Below are 18852 nucleotides of genomic sequence, written 5' to 3'. Positions count from 1 at the left end.
CCGGCCCGCTCGGCCCCTCCGGTCCGCCCTGCCGTCCGACCCGGCCTTCGCCCAGCCGCCCCAGGCGCCCCCTGGACCCTCCGGCCACCGATGTCCGTGACCGCTCCCCGGCCGCTTCGCCCCGCCCTCGACCGACCCATGAGGTGCCCCCTCCCTCGTGACCCGGACGGCCCTTCCGCACCGCGTCACTTCTGGTACACCGCCCACCGCCCTCAGGTTCCCGACCCGGGCCGACCTGTTCCACCGGCACCCGCCCCACCGCCACCCGTACCCGTACCGCCCGTATCGCCCGTACCGCCCGTACCCGTACCGGCACCCCCACCCGTACCGCCGCCCCCACCCGCCCCCGAATCCGGGGTGCCCGCGCCCGTACCCCCACCCGAATCCGGGGAACCCGCCCCCGGCGTAGCCCCCGCCGCCCCCGGCTTCCGCCGCACCGCCGTCAGCATCGTCAGGCCCGAGCCCGCCACCGCCCACGCGGACAGTACGAGCAGGGGGCCGGTGACCGCGTTGCCGTGGAAGTAGGCGATCGAGCGGGCCACCCAGGTACCGGCGCCCGGTGGCAGGGCGGGGCCGATGGCCTTCCAGAACGGGGGCAGCATCGGCGACGGGAACGCGCCGCCCGCGCTGGGGTTGCCCGCGATCACCACGATCAGGATCGCGAGCCCGATACCCACGATGCCGGTGAGGCCCTGGAGGGCGAGGGTCGCGGCGCCGACCGCGAAGGTCACCAGCGCGCCCAGTCCCCACAGCGCGAACACACTGCCGGGCAGCGCCCCGAGGATCGGCCCGATGATCACCGCCCCGCCGATCCCCCCGGCGAGCGAGGCGAGGGCGAGGGCGCCCAGCCGGATCACCGCGCGCTGCGCGTTCGCGGGGCGCGCGCCCGCGCTGATCGCCAGGATCGACGCGCACAGATAGCCGCCGACGCACCAGCCGACGACCAGATAGAAGGACGACAGTCCTTCGAAGTCCTCCGGTGACGCGGGCGCCACGTCCTCCGTCCGGACCTCCCGGTCCTGCGGCGCCAGGGCCTCCGTGACCAGCTTGACCAGCGACGCGGACAGCGCGGCGCCACCGCCCGACGCCACCAGCAGGGTGTCCGTCCGCCCCGCCGGATCGACCACCAGGGCGCCGTCGATCTCCCGCTCCATGATCTGCGCGCGGGCCTGCCCGGCGTCCCGCACCGTACGGGTGTCCAGCGGATCGCCGGGCAGCGCGTCGAGCCGCGCCATGGTCCGCTCGGCCGCCCCGGCGGGCGCGGCCACCCCGAAGGCGACGTCCGTCGGCTTCGGGTGGTGCAGGGCCCCCACGTAGGAGGCGATGAAGAGCAGTTGCAGGGCGACCACCCCGATCACCAGCAGAGCCGCTCGCGGGGTCACCGCACTCTTCAGTTCGTCGACGAAGCGCATGCCCTCACCGTCCGGCCGGGCCGCCCCTCCCGCAGTCGGGGCACGGCCGAATGGCGCAGCCCCGTACCGCCGCGGCTCCCCCGTACCGCTGCGGAGCGGTCCCGTACGGGCCTCTCGCGGGCCTCGGCCCACCCCCTGATCGATATCGTACGTGCGTTCGAAAAGTGGTCTATGGTGGAAGACGGGGGTCGTTGCCGGAGCGGAAACGGAACAGGAACAGGAACTTTCAGGAGGTGCGTGTGCCAGGGTTCACGCATCTGCACACCGCCTCCGGCTTCTCCCAGCGTTACGGCGCCTCCCACCCGGAGCGGCTCGCCGAACGCGCCGCTGAGCGGGGCATGGACGCCCTCGCCCTCACCGACCGGGACACCCTGGCGGGCAGCGTCCGGTTCGCCAAGGCGTGCGAGAAGGCCGGGATACGTCCGCTGTTCGGCACGGAGCTCGCGGTAGCGGAACAGGAAGCGGAATCCCCGCGCCGGGCGACGGCCGGCCCCAGGTCCGCACCGCGCGGCGACCGCACGACACCGTCCGGCCGCACCGCGCCCGCCGGCGCCCGCGCCGCGTCACCCGGCGACCGCACCGCACCACCGAGCACCGCGTACCCCCCAGGCGCGCGGACCGCGCGGGCCACCCGCGACGCGTCCCCCCGCACCTCCCACGCCCCCCATACCTCCGACCCCGCCCGCCGGACCCCGGTCCACGGGGGTGCCTTCGTCGACGAGTCCGCGTCCCGTGTCACCTTCCTCGCCCGCGACGGCGCCACCGGCTGGGCGGAGCTGTGCCGGCTGGTCACCGCCGCGCACGCCACCGGGGGCGGCGGTCCGCTCCTCGACCGCGCCGCGCTCCCCGCCGACGGGGTGACCGTACTGCTCGGACCCGCCTCCGACGTGGGCCGCGCCCTCTCCGCCGGACGTCCCGACCGTGCCGCCCGGCTGCTCACGTCCTGGCGGGAGCTGTACGGCGACGCCCTCCGGCTGGAGGCCGTCTGGCACGGCCGCGAGGGCACCGGACCCGGCTCGCTGCGGCTGGCCGCCCGGACCGTCGGTCTCGCGGCCGAGCAGCGGGTGCGTCCGGTGCTCAGCAACGCCGTCCGGTACGCGGACCCGGGCATGGGCCCCCTCGCGGACGTCCTGGACGCGTCCCGCCGGCTGGTGCCCGTCGGCGCGCTGGGCGGGCCGGACAGCGGTGAGCGCTGGCTCAAGGACGAGGGCGCCATGCTGGCCGCCGCCGAGCGCGTCGTGGAGGCCGCGGGGTTCCGCCGCGACACCGCGTACCGGCTGCTGGAACAGACCCGGGCGACCGCCGCCGAGTGCCGGGTGGACCCCGGGGACGACCTCGGGATGCGGTCGGTTCACTTCCCCGAACCGGGGATCGTCGGCGCCGGACGCCGTACCGCGCAGCGGGTGCTCGCCTCCCGGGCCGCGGCGGGCATGGTCCTGCGCGGTTACGACCGGGGGCCGGGCGCGCGTGCCTACTGGGAGCGGGTGCACCACGAGCTGGACATCATCGCCCACCACGGTTTCGCCTCGTACTTCCTGACCGTCGCCCGGGTCGTCGACGATGTGCGCGCCCTGGGGATACGGGTCGCCGCGCGGGGTTCCGGCGCGGGCTCGCTCGTCAACCATCTGCTGGGCATCGCGCACGCCGACCCCGTCGAGCAGAACCTCCTGATGGAACGGTTCCTCTCCAAGCGGCGGTTCGTCCTCCCGGACATCGACATCGATGTGGAGTCCGCCCGCCGTCTCGACGTCTACCGCGCGATCATCGGCCGCTTCGGCACCGAACGGGTCGCCACCGTCGCGATGCCCGAGACGTACCGGGTCCGGCACGCCGTCCGTGACGTGGGCGCCGCGCTGTCCATGGACCCCGCCGACATCGACCGGATCGCGAAGTCCTTCCCGCACATCCGGGCCCGGGACGCCCGCGCCGCGTTGGACGAACTGCCGGAGCTGCGGGAACTCGCCCGGGAGCAGCGCGAGCGGTACGAGCGCCACGAACGGCCGGGGCCGACCGGCGGGCAGGCCGGTGGACAGAACGGTGGACAGAACGGCGGACCGGGGAAGTACGGCAGGTTCTGGGACCTGGTCGAGGGGCTGGACGCGCTGCCGCGCGGGATCGCCATGCACCCGTGCGGGGTGCTGCTCTCGGACGCCTCCCTGCTCGCCCGGACCCCGGTGGTGCCGACCAGCGGCGAGGGCTTCCCCATGTCCCAGTTCGACAAGGACGACGTGGAGGACATGGGGCTGCTCAAACTCGATGTGCTCGGGGTGCGGATGCAGTCGGCGATGGCGCACGCCGTCGGGGAGATCGAGCGGGCGAGCGGCGTCCAGGTCGATCTGGACGACCCCGGGCAGGTGCGGCCCGGTGACCCGGCGACCTATGAGCTGATCCGCAGCACCGAGACGCTCGGCTGCTTCCAGATCGAGTCGCCGGGCCAGCGCGATCTCGTGGGGCGGCTCCAGCCCGCGACCTTCCACGATCTCGTGGTCGACATCTCGCTGTTCCGGCCCGGCCCGGTCGCCGCCGACATGGTCCGGCCCTTCATCGAGGCCAGGCACGGCCGCGCGCCCGTCCGCTATCCGCACCCCGATCTGGAGGGGCCGCTGAAGGAGACCTACGGTGTCGTCGTCTTCCATGAGCAGATCATCGACATCGTGGACATCATGACCGGCTGCGGACGCGGCGAGGCCGACCGGGCGCGCCGGGGTCTGTCGGACCCGGAGTCGCAGGGCCGTATCCGCTTCTGGTTCGCGCAGCGCGCGGCGGAACGCGGCTACAGCACCGAGGTGATCACCCGCACCTGGGAGATCGTCGAGGCGTTCGGGTCGTACGGCTTCTGCAAGGCGCACGCGGTCTCCTTCGCCGTCCCGACCTATCAGTCGGCCTGGCTGAAGGCCCATCACCCGGCCGCCTTCTACGCCGGGCTGCTCACCCATGACCCCGGGATGTACCCGAAACGGCTGCTGCTCGCGGACGCCCGGCGGCGCGGGGTGCCCGTACTCCCGCTGGACGTCAACAGGTCGGCGGTCGCCCACCGTATCGAACTGGTGTCCGGTTCGGGTGGGGGTGCGGACCGCGACGGCGGGCCGGAGCGCTGGGGGCTGCGGCTCGCGCTCGGCGATGTGCACGGCATCAGCGGGGCCGAGGCCGCGCGGATCGCGGACGGACAGCCGTACGCCTCGCTCCTCGACTTCTGGGAACGCGCCCGGCCCGGCGCGCCACTGGCCCGGCGGCTCGCCCAGGTCGGCGCGCTCGACGCGTTCGGCGCCAACCGGCGGGACCTCCAGCTCCATCTCGCCGAGCTGCACCGGGGCGCCCGGGGCTCGTACGGGGCGCAGCTCCCGCTCGCGGGCGGGCGGCGGACGGCTCCGGCGGGACTGCCCGACCTGGACGACACGGAACGCCTCAGCGCCGAGCTGGGTGTGCTCTCCATGGACGCCTCCCGGCATCTGATGGACGATCACCGGGCCTTCCTGGACGAGCTGGGCGTGCGTTCCGCGCGTCGGCTGCGCACCGCGCGGCACGGTGAGACGGTGCTGGTCGCGGGCGCCAAGGTGGCCACCCAGACCCCGCCGATCCGCTCCGGCAAGCGGGTCGTCTTCACCACCCTGGACGACGGTACGGGCCTGGTGGACCTGGCCTTCTTCGACGACTCCCACGAGCGTTGCGCGCACACCGTCTTCCACTCCTGGCTGCTCCTGGTCCGGGGCACGGTCCAGCGCCGGGGCCCGCGCAGCCTCAGCGTGGTCGGCTCGGCCGCCTGGAACCTCGCGGAGCTGACGGAGGTACGGGACGCGGGCGGCCTCGACGCGGTGGCCCGCCGGCTGGCCGTGGACCCCGACGGCCGGGGCCCGGGACGGCCGGGCACCCCGGTCGCGACCGCCACGACCGCGACCGCCGTGTCCGGAACCGGTACCGAGGGCCCTGGCGCGGAGGGACCCGGTACGGAGGGTGCCGGGGACGGGACGGGCGACCGTCGTATACGGATGTCCACCGGGTACGAGATGCACGCCTGGGCCGATCTGCGCCCGGCGGGCGAGGACCCGTCGAAGGCACCGCGCGGCCCCGTCCGGAAGCTGTGGCACCAGAGCCAGGGGAGCGCGGGATGACCGGCACGAATGTCCTGTACATACGCTTCCGGCTCCCCGAGCCGGACACCACGGGCACGGGCACGAGGCCGGGCACGGGCATGGGGCCGGGTGCGGGCGCGGGTGGTCCGGGGACCGCGCTGCCGCCGCTGCTCGCGCTGCTCGGCACGGTCAGTCCCGTCGTCCAGGCGGTCCCGCCCGACGCCGCGTACGTGGACCTGCGGGGCGCCGAACGGTACTTCGGACGGGACGCCGCCGGGCTCGCCGCGCTGATCCGGGTCCGGGCGCTGGCCCTGTACGGGGTGGAGTGCGCGATCGGCGCCGGACCCGGCCCGATGCTCGCGCGGATGGCCGCCCGCGCCGCCGGTCCGGGGGCCACCCTCACGGTCCCCGGGGAACCGGACGCCGTACGCGGGTTCCTGGCCGGACGGCCGGTCGGCGAGCTGCCCGGCGCGGGCGCGGCGGCCGTCCGCACCCTGCGCTCCTACGGCCTGGACACCGTCGACCGGGTCGCCGCCGCCCCGCTGTCCACCCTGCAACGGCTCGTCGGCGCACGCGCCGGGCGCGAACTGCGCGAACGCGCCCGGGGGATTGACCGCACGCGGGTCGTCCCGGACGCCGTGGCCCGGTCGATCGCCGCCGACCGCTCCTTCGACCGCGACGAACTCGACCCCTTCCGGCACCGGCGGGCCCTGCTCTCCCTCGCCGGGGAGCTCGGTGCCCGGCTGCGCGCCGAGCAGCTGGTGTGCCGCTCGCTGACCCTCACCCTCCGGTACGCGCGGCGGCCGGACCGGGCGGGCCCGCTGGACCCGGTACGGAGGCCCGGGACCGCGCGCACCCGCACGCTCGCGGAACCGACCGCGCACTCCGCCGCGCTCACCGACGCCGTGTACCGGATGTACGGGGCGCTGGGCCTCCAGCGGGCCAGGGTCCGGGGGATGACACTGCGGGCCGAGGGGCTGATCCCGCGGGAGCGGGCGTCCCGTCAGCTCACCTTCGACCCGGTGGACGAGAAGGCCCGCCGGCTGGAGGAGGCCGCGGACCGGGCCCGGGCCCGGTTCGGCCCGCACGCGGTTCTGCCGGGCACCCTCGCCGCGTGACCCGCCACCGGGGGACGTACCCCCGGACCCCCGGACCCCCGTACCCCCGGACATACGAACGGAGGTGGCGCACGCCGCGTCCGGCGTGCGCCACCTCCGTGGTGCGGGGTCGTCGTCGTCATTCACCTTCCGGGGGCGGGCGGGTCGCCCCGCCGCCGCCCCGGAAGGTGGTTCCGGGTGGCCGCTCGTTTCAGCGGCCACCCGACCCGGTAGCCATCCCAACCCCGGAGGTGGCCACCCGGCGCCGCGGTCGTCCCTCAGCGACCGCTGCGACCGCCGCCCGTCGCCGCACGGCGGCGGGCGGAGGCGAAGAGACCCGCGGCACCCAGCGCCAGCACGGCCGCACCGCCGACGGCGATGTACGGGGTGGTGCTGGTGCCACCGGTCTCGGCCAGGTTCTCGGTGGTGCCGCCCTGCGCCCTGGCGCCGGCGTCCGCCTTGACGGCGGTGCCCTGGGCGCCGCCGTTCTCCACGGCCGTCACCGAGCCGGGACCGTCCGTCGCCGAGGCGTTCTGCGGACCGTCCTTGATCGTGGAGCTGAGGTCGCCGTGGCCGTCGTGCTCCACGGTGGAGTTGTCGCGCTCCTTCTCGATCAGCTTGTTGCTGGGCGCGGAGGCGACGGGCGCGGCGGCGCCGCCACCGGCGTTGCCGAACACGACGTCCGAGCAGGTGTAGAACGCCTCGGGGGAGTCGGACCGCTGGTAGACCGAGTAGACCAGGTGGCGGCCGGTCCGCTGCGGGACGGTGCCGTCGAAGATGAACGAGCCGTTCGCCAGCCGCGGGTTGGTCACCTTCGCAAACGGCTGCGACTCCAGGTCCGACCACTTCAGGGCCTTGGTCGGGTCGTAGCCCACCTTGGTGATGTACAGCTCGATGCTGCCCTTGTGGGGCGCGGTGACCCGGTACTGGAAGGTGTGCTGACCCGACTTGAGCTGCGAGGACGGCCAGTCGGTGCGGGGAGCGTCCAGGCCCGCGTACTTCGAGCGGTTGGCGCTGCACAGCTTGCCGTCGGGAATGATGTCCCGGTGGGCGCCCGCGGCGTTGGCGATGTTCACCTCGTTCCAGTCGTACAGCGGCTGGGTGCCGCTCGTGGCGACGAGGGCCTTGCAGGCGGCCGAGTCGGGGCTCTCGGGGCCCTCGGCGAAGCAGGCCGAGACCCGGCTGACCGGATCGCTCATGGACCCGTGCGCCGCCGCCGGCGAGGCGGTCAGGACGGTGAGGGCGAGCGGGGCGACACCCAGTGCGGCGATCGCGGCTACCGTGCGGCGAGCGGTCATGGACGGACTCCTCAGTCTTGCTCAGCGGGGGGACCCGGGAGTCGTACGGGCGGTGTACGGGGCTCCCGGGCGACTCGAAAACTAGCTCGTCCAGACGTTCGATCCAGCCTTCCCGGCGCCCCGGAGGTGATCTTTATGGCGCTCTTAAGGGAGCCATCGGACTCCCCTCAGCTCACGCCCCGATACGCCCGAATCCTCACACCCCGGCCCCGCCGGACCCGGCGCCCCGCCACCCCGGGACCCGGTGCCGCCGCGGCCCGCCAGGGCCCCCGTACCGGGCAGGCCCCGCCATCCCGGAGCCGTTCACGCAGGTCAGAGGGGTGACGGAAGCGCCCAGGCAGGGGCCCGGATCAGGAACGCGCCCGGCGGGGGCGCTCGATCCACTGGTAGCGGCGCTCGGGCCGGCCCGCTCCGCCGTACCGGAGGGACACCTCCACCCGGCCCGTCTCCGCGAAGTACTCCAGATACCGGCGGGCGCTGACCCGGGACAGCGAACCGGCCAGCGCGCACTCCGACGCGGACAGCCCGGCCGGATGCTCCCGCAACGTCCGCTCGACCAGATCCGCCGTGGGCGCGGCAAGACCCTTGGGCAGCTCGCGCGAGCCCGGTGGACGGCTCCCGAAGAGCTCGTCCACGTCCTGCTGGCGGGCCTGGTCGAGACCGTCGAGCCGGGCCCGGACCGCCGCCACATGCCGCAGCTGCTCCTGGAGGGTGCCCCGCTCGAACGGCTTGATCAGATAGTGCAGGGCCCCCGCGCGCAGCGCGGCGCGGACCGTCACGGCCTCCCGCGCGGCCGTGATGAACAGAACGTCCACCGGGACCCGCCCCGGATCGATCTCCTCGGCCGACCGGATACCCCGCAGCACACCGATACCGTCCATGTCCGGCAGATACACGTCCAGCAGCACGAGATCGGGCCGCAGCGACTCCACCGAGCGCAGCGCCTCTACCCCGTTGTGGGCCACTCCCACCACCGTGAATCCAGCCATTTCGGACACGTACCGGCTGTGCAACTTGGCGACCATGAAGTCGTCGTCCACTACCAGTACTTTCGTCACCGCCGCAGGCTAAGCGCGTGAACACAAGGACCACAACGTCCGTTGGTTGCGGAAGAGAGACAGGCTCTTAACGCCCAGGCAACATGTGGGCCACCTCACACATAAATATCGTGTGAGCTTCCCATTGGCTCCCCTTGACGAACAGGTGGTGGCACGCGTGCGCCTGCGCACTCCTCTCGCCCTGCTCGGGGCAGCGGTCCTGGTACTCACCGGGCCACCGCTGCTCACGACGGGTAGTGGCGCCGAGACCGGCACGCAGATACCCGGGCTGCGGTTCATGGTCCCCAACACTCCCGGCGGCGGTTACGACATCACGGCCCGTACGGCCGCCAAGAACGCCGAGGACGCCGGACTTACCCACGACATCGAGGTCTTCAACCTGCCCGGCGCGGGCGGCACCGTCGGCCTCGCCCGGCTCGTCAGCGAGCACGGCAACGGCAAGCTCGCCATGTCGATGGGGCTCGGCGTCGTCGGCGCCGTCCACTCCAACGACGCGCCGAAGACGCTCGCCGACACCACCCCGATCGCCCGGCTCACCGAAGAGCCCGACGTGGTGGTCGTCGCGAAGGACTCCCCGTACAAGGACATCAAGCAGCTCATCGACGCCTGGAAGGAGAACCCCGGGAAACTGCCCGTCGGCGGCGGCTCCTCCCCGGGCGGCCCCGACCACCTCGCGCCGATGCTGATGGCACGGGCCGGCGGCCTCACCCCGAAGGACGTCAACTACATCCCCTACGACGGCGGCGGCGAACTCCTCGCCTCCATCCTCGGCAACAAGGTCGCCTTCGGCGTCTCCGGCGTCGGCGAGTACCTCGACCAGATCAAGTCCGGTGAACTGCGGCTGCTCGCCGTCACCGGACCCGAGCGGGTCGACGGGCTCGACGCGCCCACCCTGCGCGAGGCCGGCTACGACATGGACTTCACCAACTGGCGCGGCATCGTCGCCCCGCCCGGACTCACCGACGCGGAACGCGACAAGCTGACGAACCTCGTCACCGAGCTCCACGACTCCAAGGAATGGAAGGAGTCGCTGAAGAAGAACGGCTGGCACGACGCCTTCCTCACCGGCGACAAGTTCGGTGAGTTCCTCGACGCCCAGGACAAGCGGGTCGTGTCCGTACTGAAGGAGCTGGGACTGTGACGACCACCGAACCGCCCGGCCGTCCGGACCCGGGCGCGGGAACCGACGCCGCCACCCGGGCGCCCGCCGGGCAGCAGCCGGGCCGCCGCTCCTGGCTGCGCGAGCACTCCGAACTCGGCGTCAGCCTGCTGCTGCTCGCCCTCGGCGCACTCGTCCTCACCGACGCCCTCACCATGGACGTCGACATCTCCCAGCGCGGGCCCATCGGCCCCAAGACCGTCCCGATCGCGGTCGGCATCGGGCTGCTGGTGATCGCCGTCCTGCTCGCCATCGACGTCCTGCGCGGCGGCCACGGCGAGGCCGAGGGCGGCGAGGACATCGACCTCAGCGAACCCGCCGACTGGCGCACCGTCCTGCTGCTCGCCGGGGTCTTCCTGGCCACCGCTGTCCTGATCGACCCCCTCGGGTTCCCCGTCGCGGGCGCCCTGCTCTTCTGGGGCGCGGCCTACGCCCTCGGCAGCCGGCACTTCCATCGTGATCCGCTCATCGCCGCTGGAATCTCGCTCGCCGCCTTCATCGTCTTCGACCGTCTGCTCGGCGTACCACTGCCCGGCGGACCCCTGATGGGAGTGCTGTGAGATGGATGCCTTCAACTCCCTGATGGACGGGTTCGGCACGGCCCTGTCCCCACTCAACCTGCTCTGGGCCGCCATCGGGGTCCTCCTCGGCACCGCCATCGGCGTCCTGCCCGGCATCGGCCCCGCCATGGCCGTCGCCCTGCTCCTGCCCGTCACCTACGGACTCGACCCCACCGGCGCGTTCATCATGTTCGCCGGTATCTACTACGGCGCCATGTTCGGCGGTTCCACCACCTCGATCCTGCTGAACACCCCGGGGGAGAGCGCGGCCGTCGTGGCCGCCATGGAGGGCAATCCCATGGCGAAGGCGGGGAGAGGCGCACAAGCCCTCGCCGCCGCCGCCATCGGCCACTTCGTGGGCGGCATGATCGGCACCCTGCTGCTCGTCGCCCTCGCCCCCACCGTCGCGGACCTCGCCGTCGACATCGGCGCACCCGACTACTTCGCGATCATGGTGCTGGCGTTCATCGCGGTCACCTCGGTCCTCGGCTCCTCCCGCATCCGCGGTCTCGCGTCCCTGCTGATCGGTCTCACCATCGGTCTCGTCGGCCTGGACCAGATGACCGGACAGCAGCGCCTCACCTTCGGCTCCCTGCAACTCGCGGACGGCGTCGACGTGGTGATCGTCGCGGTCGGTCTCTTCGCGATCGGCGAGGCCCTGTGGGTCGCCGCCCATCTGCGCCGGGGCAACCCCGAGCCCATCCCGGTCGGCCTTCCCTGGCTCGGCCGCGACGACGTCAAGCGCAGCTGGAAGCCCTGGCTCCGCGGTCCCGTCATCGGTTTCCCGTTCGGGGCGATCCCCGCGGGCGGCGCCGAGATCCCGACCTTCCTCTCGTACGTCACCGAGAAGCGGCTCTCCAAGGACAAGAAGCAGTGGGGCAAGGGCGCCATCGAGGGCGTCGCCGGACCGGAGTCCGCGGCCTCCGCGTCCGCCGCCGGAACCCTCGTCTCCATGCTCACCCTCGGCCTGCCCACCACCGCGGTCGCCGCCGTGATGCTCGCCGCCTTCCAGCAGTACGGCATCCAGCCCGGACCCATGCTCTTCGAGCGCGAGCCCGACCTGGTGTGGGGCCTCATCGCCTCCCTCTTCGTCGGCATGGTCCTGCTGCTCGCCCTGAACCTGCCGCTGGCGCCGCTGTGGGCCAAGCTGCTGCGCATCCCCCGGCCCTACCTCTACGCGGGAATCCTCTTCTTCGCCGCGGTGGGCGCCTACGCGGTCGGCGGCGAGTCCCTCGACCTGGTGATCCTGCTGATCATCGGCCTCATCGGATTCGGAATGCGCCGCTACGGCCTGCCGGTGCTCCCGGCGGTCATCGGTGTCATCCTCGGCCCGAACGCCGAGCAGCAGCTGCGCCGCGCCCTCCAGATCAGCGACGGCAGCGCCTCCGGCCTGGTCAACACGCCGTTCTCCGTGACGGTGTACGTCATCATCCTGCTGATCCTCTTCTGGCCGCTGGCCGCGAAGCTGATCCGCAAGCCGGCGGCGGCACCGGCTCCGGCCCGGGTGAAGACCTCGGTCGGCGCCCCGGACCCGGACGCCTCACGCGGCGACGCCACGCGGACCCCGTCCGACGACTCGTCGGACACCCCGTCGGAGCCGGACGACACCCCGCACGGCCCCGGGGACGGCCCCGAGAACGACCCGGACGGGAAGGGACCCGGCCCGCGGTCATGAACGGGAGACAGCTCCCCGCGCGCCAGGACATCCGCCACGAACGGCCCGTCCGAAACGCCCCATGACCGAAACGCCCCATGACACGAGGTGCCCGGCGGCACCTCGTGTCATGGGGCGCACGGCGTTTCCCGGCCCCTCGCGCTCACCCCTCGGGCCACCAGGTGCGCTGGATGTCCTTGCGGACCTCCGGACGCTCCCGGGGCAGTTCCTCGGTCTCCTCCCGCCGCACGCGGCGGGTGCTCGTCCTGCTCGGCGTCTTCTGCACGGTCACTCGGCGCATGACTGCCTCCTTGAGGACTACCTTTTCCCGCGATCACACGGAGCTAGACCCGTTGGGGGACAGTGACTCATCCACGTCCCGTTGTCAGTGGTGGATGTCACCCTCGTCGGTGTGAAGCACAACGACCCCGCGCCCCCTTCCGGCGCCGCCCCGCGACCGCCCGCCGACCCCTCCTACCACCGCCCGCGGCACTCCGAGATCGTCGACGTCCATCTGATCGTCCGCCGCGGTCCGGACGTCCTGCTGGCCCGCCGGGCGAACACCGGATACGGCGACGGACTGCTCCACGCACCCTCCGGCCATGTCGAGGCCGGGGAGGACGTCCGCGCCGCCATGATCCGCGAGGCCCGCGAGGAGACCGGTCTGCGGCTCGCCCCCGGGGACCTGAGAGTCGCCCTGGTCATGCAGCACCGCGGCCCCGGCGGCGTGCCCCGGACCGGCTGGTTCTTCGAGGCGGAGCACGGCGCCGGCGGCGAACCCGTCAACGCCGAGCCCGGCAAATGCTCCGAGCTGGGCTGGTTCCCCCTCGACGCCCTGCCCGCCGACCTCGTCGGCTACTGCCGCGCCGGGCTCGACGCCTACCGCGCGGGCGAACGCTTCGTGCTCCACTGGCACCACGACGACGACCCCATCGCGTACGACCCGGCCCGTGACCGCGCCGAGCATCTGCCGGCCACCGTCCCCCACGCCACGCCCTAACCGGCGGGCCACCAGGGGGCATGGACGGCCGCGGGGTCGTGCGGCGCGCGGGCGAGCCGCTCCAGCTCGTCCAGCGCGCGGACGGCATGGTCCGCCGCGACCGGATCGGTCCGGTCCAGCCCGCTCGCCGCGAACTCGTCCTCGTCCAGCCGCAGGACCGCCGACCGGTCGGCGGACACCCACAGATCCAGCTCCAGGTCCGTCACCACGATCTCCCCGGACGGCACGAGCGCGGGCCGCGTCACATCGCAGTACCAGCCCTTCAACCGCCCCTCCGACGTCCACACCTCCTTCACCGCGTACCAGCGGGTGCGCCAGTAGTGCTCCGTGAACACATCGCCCGGCTCGAAGCGGACGAACCCGAAGTCCCGTACGCCGTCCCCGGCCCACGGCGCCCGTACGCTCACCCGGTCCCCGTCGTCGTCCAGCACCACCGCGGGGTAACGGATCTTCGTACGGCCGCCCTTGACCAGCACCACGTCCACGGTGCGGACGGCCTCCTGCTCAGCCGAGTTCACGGACATACCGCACCTCCGTCGCGCCGATCGCGTACCCGAACCATGTGTTGACCGCGAGCATCGGGGCGTTGCCGGTGTCGTTGCCCGTGAACGCCTCCGTGATACCCGCTTCCCGGGCCCGGTGCAGGGAGTCGTTCTTCACGAGCTTGGCCAGCCCCTGGCCCCGGTGGGAGCGCGCGGTGCCCGTCATCGCCGTCGCGTACCGGGAACCCCCGTCGGTACGGGCCGCGGTGAACGCGACCGGCCGGCCGCCGGCGACGGCGACCGTCGTCAGCGACCGGTCCAGCAACGGGTGACGCCAGGTGTCTTCGAGCCACTGCTCGTAGTCGTCGAACTCCGCCGGGATGTCCCCCGGCTCGTCCAGGACGCACTCCGCGTCCAGCTCGAACATCGGACGCGGGTCGTCCGCGAAGTCGGCCGCCGTCCGCAGCTCCACCCCCTCCGGTACGGGGGCCAGGGGCGGCAGCGTGCCCTCCGCGAGGTCCAGCCGCAGGAAGTGCGCGGTGCGGCTCGGGCGGTAGTCCCTGCGCTCCGCGAACGCGCGGTTCTCCGGCTCGTCCAGGACCCAGGAGTACACCGTCCGCACCCCCCGCTCGGCCAGATGCGCCTCGGCCGTCCGCGCGAGAAGGGAGCCCGCGCCCCGGCGGCGGTGCTCCGGGTGGACGTAGACGTTCAGGAACCCCTGCCCGGGAAGCGGGCTGTCGTACGCGACGCCCGACTGCACGGTGCCGATGATCTCGCCGTCCAGCTCGGCGAGCAGCGGACGGTAGTGGGCGTCCGGGTGGATGTGGGACACGTCGAAGAGGACGGACTCGGCGGTGGCCAGCATGAACGGGACGGCCGCGCGGCGGACCCGGGCGAAACCCTCGGCGTCCGCCGGGGAGGTGGGGAGGAGCTCACGGATGACGACACTCATGCCCCGAACGCTAGGACCCCGCGCCCCGCCCCGCCTCCCAATTTCGCGGCCGTACCTGTGGCCGTGCGGGTGGGGCGGGGGTGGTCTGGTTCGATGGAGGGTCGGTTCCGCCTGCTCTCCTTCCGGGGGTCCCCATCCTGAACGCGTCATCGGCGGAAGCCCTGTCCGTCGTTCTGCTGCTGGCTGTGCTGGCCTGTGCCGTGATGCGGCCACGGGGCTGGCCGGAGGCCGTCGTGGCGGTGCCGGCCGCCGTCGTCGTGATCGCCACCGGGGCGATCTCCCTCGACCACGCCCGCGCGGAGGCGGAGCAGCTCGGACCGGTGATGGGATTCCTGGCCGCGGTGCTGGTGCTCGCCCGGCTGTGCGACGAGGAAGGGCTGTTCCACGCCTGCGGTGCGTGGATGGCCCGTACCTCGACGGGCCGCCCGCGCCGACTGCTGGCACAGGTGTTCGCCGCCGCGTCGCTGATCACCGCGGTACTCAGCCTGGACGCCACGGTGGTGCTGCTCACCCCGGTGGTGTTCGCCACCGCCGCGCGGCTGGGCGCCCGCTCCCGGCCGCATGTGTACGCCTGCGCCCATCTGGCGAACTCCGCGTCGCTGCTGCTGCCGGTCTCCAACCTGACCAATCTGCTGGCCTTCGCCGCCAGCGGACTCAGCTTCACCCGTTTCGCCGCGCTGATGACCCTCCCGTGGCTGGTGGCCATCGGTATCGAGTACGCGGTGTTCCGGCGTTTCTTCGCCGCCGACCTGGACGCCGGCGCGTCCGCGCCGCCCGCTGTCGCGGCGCCCCCGGTACCGGTCTTCGCGCTGGTGGTGGTCGCCTGCACGCTGGCCGGCTTCGTCATCACCTCCGCGTTCGGGATCGGACCGGCCTGGGCCGCCCTGGCCGGCGCGGTGGTCCTCGCGGTCCGCGCCCTGGCCCGGCGCCGCACCACCCCCGTCGCGCTGGTCCGGGCCGCGGACCTCCCCTTCCTGGCGTTCGTCCTGGCCCTCGGCATCGTGGTCCGCGCGGTGGTGGACAACGGCCTCGGCGAAGCGCTCGGTCATCTGGTGCCCGACGGCGGCACGCTGCCCGCCCTCCTCGCGATCGCCGCGCTGGCCGCCGTACTGGCGAACCTCATCAACAACCTGCCCGCGGTCCTGGTGCTGCTGCCGCTGAGCGCCCCGCTCGGCGCCGGTGCCGTGCTCGCGGTACTGATCGGCGTGAACATCGGGCCCAACCTCACCTACGCCGGTTCGCTGGCCACCTTGCTGTGGCGCCGGATCGCGCGCGAACACGACAGCGACCCGGACCTCAAGGAGTTCACCCGCCTAGGCCTCCTCACCGTCCCCGCCACCCTCGCGGGAGCGGTGACAGCACTATGGCTCTCCCTCCACGCCATCGGAACCTGACCCCAGCCCACACCCGAAGAACAACGCACCGGGGCAGCACCGAAGGCGCGCGGGGACCCGCGCAATGGACGAGGGCAGACCCGCACCCGAAGAACAACGGCTCGGGGCAGCACCGAAGGGGCGCGGGGAACTGCGCGAGCAACCATGGGCAATCCGCACCTGAACGGGAGCCGGAAGGGGCGCGACCGAAGGGGCGCGAGGAACCGCGCACCCACGAGCGACCCGCACAGGAACAAGTACGCCCAGGTGTGGAACCCCAGGGGCGCGGGGAACTGCGCACCCACGAGCGGCCCGCACGGGAACAGGTACGCCCAGGTGTGGAACCCCAGGGGCGCGGGGAACTGCGCGAGCAACCAGGGGCACCCCGCACCTGAACGGGAACCGCAGGAGGCGCGACCGAAGGGGCGCGAGGAACCGCGCACCCACGAGCGACCCGCACAGGAACAAGCACGCCCGGCACAGGAACCCCAGGGACCGGGGTACGACCCGCACAGGAAGGACGCACGCCCAGCGACGACAACCTCGGAAGCGCAAGCGAAGGCGACCCGTGGGGGACAATCACCCCGTGAACCCCCTGAAGGTCGTGATCGACCAGGACACCCCCACCGCCCCCTTCGAACAACTCCGCGCCCAGATCGCCGATCAGGCCCGCTCGGGTACCCTGCCGACCGGCTACCGGCTCCCCACCGTCCGCGCCCTCGCGGAGACCCTCGGCCTCGCCGCGAACACCGTCGCGAAGACCTACCGGGCCCTGGAGGCGGACGGGGTCATCGAGACCCGGGGCCGCAACGGCACCTTCGTCGCCGCGGCGGGCGACGCCGCCACCCGGGAGACGGCCGTCGCCGCGATGACCTACGCGGAACGCGCCCTGCGCCTGGGTGTCCCCGAGTCGCAGGCCCTCACCGCGGTCCGGGAGGCGCTCCGCGCGACATACGGCCGCTGAGCACGGCCGCCGACCGGCCTCGCGACCGACCCGGCCCCCGACCCCGTACGACCTGTTCCGGCGTCCGGCCCGGCGCCGCCCCGGCTACCGGTGGAGGTCGATGAGCTGCGCGAGGTGACGCCCGGCCAGCTCCAGCGGCACCCCGCTGCGCGAGACCTGCGCGGCGAGCTCCGCGCCCTCCAGCGTGCTGATCACGGTGTGTGCCAGTTCTCCGGCGACCTCCTCGGCGAACCCCGCGTCACGGAGCCGGACGGCGACCAGCTCACGCCAGCGCGCGAACGCCTCCGCCGCGGCCTCCTGGATGTCGGGCGCCCGGCTCGCCGTACCCAGCGCGGTCGAGGTGACCGGGCAGCCGTCCAGCCACCCGGACTCCCGCAGCCCGGCCGCGAGGCCCACCGCGCACGCGGTGACGCCCTTCGCCGGATCGGCCTCGCTGTCCAGCCAGACCCGCAGCGCGTCGCCGAACTCCGCGTCGCCGTGCCGGATCGCGGCGACGGCGAGTTCCTGCTTGCCGCCGGGGAAGAAGTGGTACACCGAGCCGAGCGTGGCCGACGCCTCCAGGGAGATCTGCTTGATCCCCGTGCCGTCGTAGCCCTGCCGCTGCATCAGCTGTGACGCGGCCCGCACGATCCGCTCGCGCGTCCCGACCGTCCCGCCGGAACTTTCGGGGGCTGTGCTCGTCGTCTTCACGACGCGATTCTATCGAATAGAACGTTCGCTACAGAGACTCTGCTACGGTCCTCTCTAGATAGAGCGCTCGTTCTAGAGCCCCAAGGCCCGTCCTGGGGCTTCCGGGGCGCTCCATGCAGTCGGCAGTCGTCCACGTATGCGTGAAGGGATCCGGACATATGGACAAGCAGGCGGTCACTCTTATCGGACTCGGCCCCATGGGGCAGGCGATGGGCGCGGCGTTCCTGGACCGGGGGCACGCCCTCACGGTCTGGAACCGCAGCCCCGGCAAGGCGGACGGCCTGGTGGCGCGGGGCGCGGTCCTCGCGGACAGCGTCGAAGCGGCGCTGCGGGCCAACGACCTGGTCGTGCTGAGCCTGACGGACTACGACGCGACGTACGGGGTCCTCGGTCCCGCGCAGGACGCGCTCGCGGGCCGGGTCGTCGTCAATCTCAGCTCGGACACCCCCGACCGGGCCCGCGAGGCGGCGGCCTGGATCGCGGAGCGCGGCGCCACGCATCTGACGGGCGGGGTCCGCGTACCGCCGTCCGGGATAGGGCAGCCGGGGACGTCGACCTTCTACAGCGGCCCCCGGGAGGTGTTCGAACGGCACAAGGAGACCCTGGAGACGCTGACCGGCGCGGACTACCTCGGTGAGGACCCGGGCCGGGCGGCCCTCTTCTACCAGCTCCAGATGACTGTCTTCTGGACCACGATGCTGAGCTGGCTCCAGGCGGTGGCCCTGGCCGGGGCCCATGGCGTCACGGCCGAGGAACTGGTCCCGTACGTCAAGGACACCGTGGACATCGGCCAGTTCCTGGACTTCTACTCCGCGCGCGTCGACCGGGGCGAGCACCCCGGTGACGTCGAACGGCTCACCATGGGCGTCGCCAGCATCGAGCACGTGGTGCACACGGCCCGCGACTCGGGCGTGGACAGCACGCTGCCGTCGGCGGTCCACGACATCTTCCGGCGCGGAGTGGCGGCGGGCCGCGGTGCCGACAGCTTCACGAGCCTGCTGGAGGTGCTGAGGAAGCCGGCCGCGTGACGGCGACGCGCTCCGCGAAGGCGGGCGGGGCGGACCACCGCGGTCCGGGGCGGTG

Annotated in this window: 14 protein-coding genes and 2 pseudogenes; 9 read left to right on the top strand and 7 right to left on the bottom strand. The window is 73.2% G+C overall.

The annotated features are described in order from the left end of the window. Positions 1-212: 212 nt before the first annotated feature. A complete protein-coding gene (locus tag AB852_RS24515; RefSeq protein ID WP_245876893.1) occupies positions 213-1412 on the bottom strand; it encodes a DUF3533 domain-containing protein in 1200 nt (399 codons plus the stop codon). 239 nt (positions 1413-1651) lie between these two features. Between AB852_RS24515 and AB852_RS24510 the strand changes: the two genes are divergently transcribed. Then, entirely contained in the window at positions 1652-5521 is a 3870-nt protein-coding gene (locus AB852_RS24510; protein ID WP_073792411.1) for a DNA polymerase III subunit alpha, read from the top strand. After that, on the top strand, positions 5518-6600 hold the full coding sequence (locus AB852_RS24505) for a DNA polymerase Y family protein (protein ID WP_079184884.1): 1083 nt from the start codon (positions 5518-5520) through the stop codon (positions 6598-6600). The genes AB852_RS24510 and AB852_RS24505 overlap by 4 nt, the downstream gene beginning before the upstream one ends. 257 nt (positions 6601-6857) lie before the next feature. On the opposite strand, the gene AB852_RS24500 is transcribed toward AB852_RS24505, so the two are convergent. Beyond that, positions 6858-7877: a lytic polysaccharide monooxygenase auxiliary activity family 9 protein gene (locus tag AB852_RS24500; RefSeq protein ID WP_073792324.1), complete on the bottom strand. Its 1020-nt coding sequence runs from the start codon at positions 7875-7877 to the stop codon at positions 6858-6860. 350 nt (positions 7878-8227) lie between these two features. Then, positions 8228-8935 (bottom strand): response regulator, encoded by a 708-nt coding sequence (locus AB852_RS24495; protein WP_073792323.1) that lies wholly within the window; start codon positions 8933-8935, stop codon positions 8228-8230. 157 nt (positions 8936-9092) lie between these two features. On the opposite strand from AB852_RS24495, the gene AB852_RS24490 reads away from it, so the two are divergent. From AB852_RS24490 to AB852_RS24480, 3 genes and pseudogenes are all read left to right on the top strand, one after another. After that, complete coding sequence (locus AB852_RS24490) at positions 9093-10076, top strand: Bug family tripartite tricarboxylate transporter substrate binding protein (protein WP_073792410.1); 984 nt, start codon at positions 9093-9095, stop codon at positions 10074-10076. Positions 10077-10171: 95 nt separating this feature from the next. After that, positions 10172-10654 (top strand): tripartite tricarboxylate transporter TctB family protein, encoded by a 483-nt coding sequence (locus AB852_RS24485; RefSeq protein WP_073792409.1) that lies wholly within the window; start codon positions 10172-10174, stop codon positions 10652-10654. 1 nt (position 10655) lies between these two features. After that, positions 10656-12125, top strand: a pseudogene (locus AB852_RS24480) (tripartite tricarboxylate transporter permease); the annotation flags it as partial. Positions 12126-12471: 346 nt separating this feature from the next. Here AB852_RS24480 and AB852_RS39895 read toward each other — a convergent pair. Then, on the bottom strand, positions 12472-12609 hold the full coding sequence (locus tag AB852_RS39895) for a hypothetical protein (RefSeq protein WP_099280421.1): 138 nt from the start codon (positions 12607-12609) through the stop codon (positions 12472-12474). Between the two features lie 186 nt (positions 12610-12795). Here AB852_RS39895 and AB852_RS24475 point away from each other — a divergent pair. Then, positions 12796-13308, top strand: a pseudogene (locus tag AB852_RS24475) (NUDIX hydrolase); the annotation flags it as partial. Here the strand turns inward: AB852_RS24475 and AB852_RS24470 are convergent. Further along, entirely contained in the window at positions 13305-13832 is a 528-nt protein-coding gene (locus AB852_RS24470; protein ID WP_073792408.1) for a ribonuclease FAU-1 family protein, read from the bottom strand. The pseudogene AB852_RS24475 and the gene AB852_RS24470 sit on opposite strands and share 4 nt — an antisense overlap. Beyond that, positions 13813-14742 (bottom strand): GNAT family N-acetyltransferase, encoded by a 930-nt coding sequence (locus tag AB852_RS24465; RefSeq protein ID WP_073792322.1) that lies wholly within the window; start codon positions 14740-14742, stop codon positions 13813-13815. Before AB852_RS24465 ends, AB852_RS24470 begins: the two co-directional genes overlap by 20 nt. A gap of 137 nt (positions 14743-14879) precedes the next feature. Here AB852_RS24465 and AB852_RS24460 point away from each other — a divergent pair, with 137 nt between their 5' ends. Both AB852_RS24460 and AB852_RS24455 read left to right on the top strand, forming a co-directional pair. Continuing rightward, positions 14880-16136: an SLC13 family permease gene (locus AB852_RS24460; protein WP_073792407.1), complete on the top strand. Its 1257-nt coding sequence runs from the start codon at positions 14880-14882 to the stop codon at positions 16134-16136. 565 nt (positions 16137-16701) lie between these two features. Further along, complete coding sequence (locus AB852_RS24455; protein WP_107499329.1) at positions 16702-17079, top strand: GntR family transcriptional regulator; 378 nt, start codon at positions 16702-16704, stop codon at positions 17077-17079. 84 nt (positions 17080-17163) lie between these two features. Here the strand turns inward: AB852_RS24455 and AB852_RS24450 are convergent, their stop codons facing one another. Beyond that, entirely contained in the window at positions 17164-17769 is a 606-nt protein-coding gene (locus AB852_RS24450; RefSeq protein ID WP_073792320.1) for a TetR/AcrR family transcriptional regulator, read from the bottom strand. Between the two features lie 158 nt (positions 17770-17927). Between AB852_RS24450 and AB852_RS24445 the strand changes: the two genes are divergently transcribed. Next, positions 17928-18797, top strand: coding sequence for an NAD(P)-dependent oxidoreductase (locus AB852_RS24445; RefSeq protein ID WP_073792319.1), 870 nt, complete (start codon positions 17928-17930; stop codon positions 18795-18797). Positions 18798-18852 lie beyond the last annotated feature (55 nt).

Source organism: Streptomyces uncialis, assembly GCF_001905345.1.
Taxonomy (GTDB): Bacteria; Actinomycetota; Actinomycetes; order Streptomycetales; family Streptomycetaceae; genus Streptomyces; species Streptomyces uncialis.
The sequence above is the reverse complement of the archived record's forward strand: the minus strand, read 5'-3'. Positions and strand labels throughout refer to the sequence as shown.

What these genes read in the sequence shown, in the direction of transcription:
- AB852_RS24465 (WP_073792322.1), bottom strand. Translation starts at nt 14,742, where the DNA reads ATGAGTGTCGTCATCCGTGAGCTCCTCCCCACCTCCCCGGCGGACGCC.
- AB852_RS24500 (WP_073792324.1), bottom strand. Translation starts at nt 7,877, where the DNA reads ATGACCGCTCGCCGCACGGTAGCCGCGATCGCCGCACTGGGTGTCGCC.
- AB852_RS39895 (WP_099280421.1), bottom strand. Translation starts at nt 12,609, where the DNA reads ATGCGCCGAGTGACCGTGCAGAAGACGCCGAGCAGGACGAGCACCCGC.
- AB852_RS24515 (WP_245876893.1), bottom strand. Translation starts at nt 1,412, where the DNA reads ATGCGCTTCGTCGACGAACTGAAGAGTGCGGTGACCCCGCGAGCGGCT.
- AB852_RS24470 (WP_073792408.1), bottom strand. Translation starts at nt 13,832, where the DNA reads ATGTCCGTGAACTCGGCTGAGCAGGAGGCCGTCCGCACCGTGGACGTG.
- AB852_RS24505 (WP_079184884.1), top strand. Translation starts at nt 5,518, where the DNA reads ATGACCGGCACGAATGTCCTGTACATACGCTTCCGGCTCCCCGAGCCG.
- AB852_RS24445 (WP_073792319.1), top strand. Translation starts at nt 17,928, where the DNA reads ATGGACAAGCAGGCGGTCACTCTTATCGGACTCGGCCCCATGGGGCAG.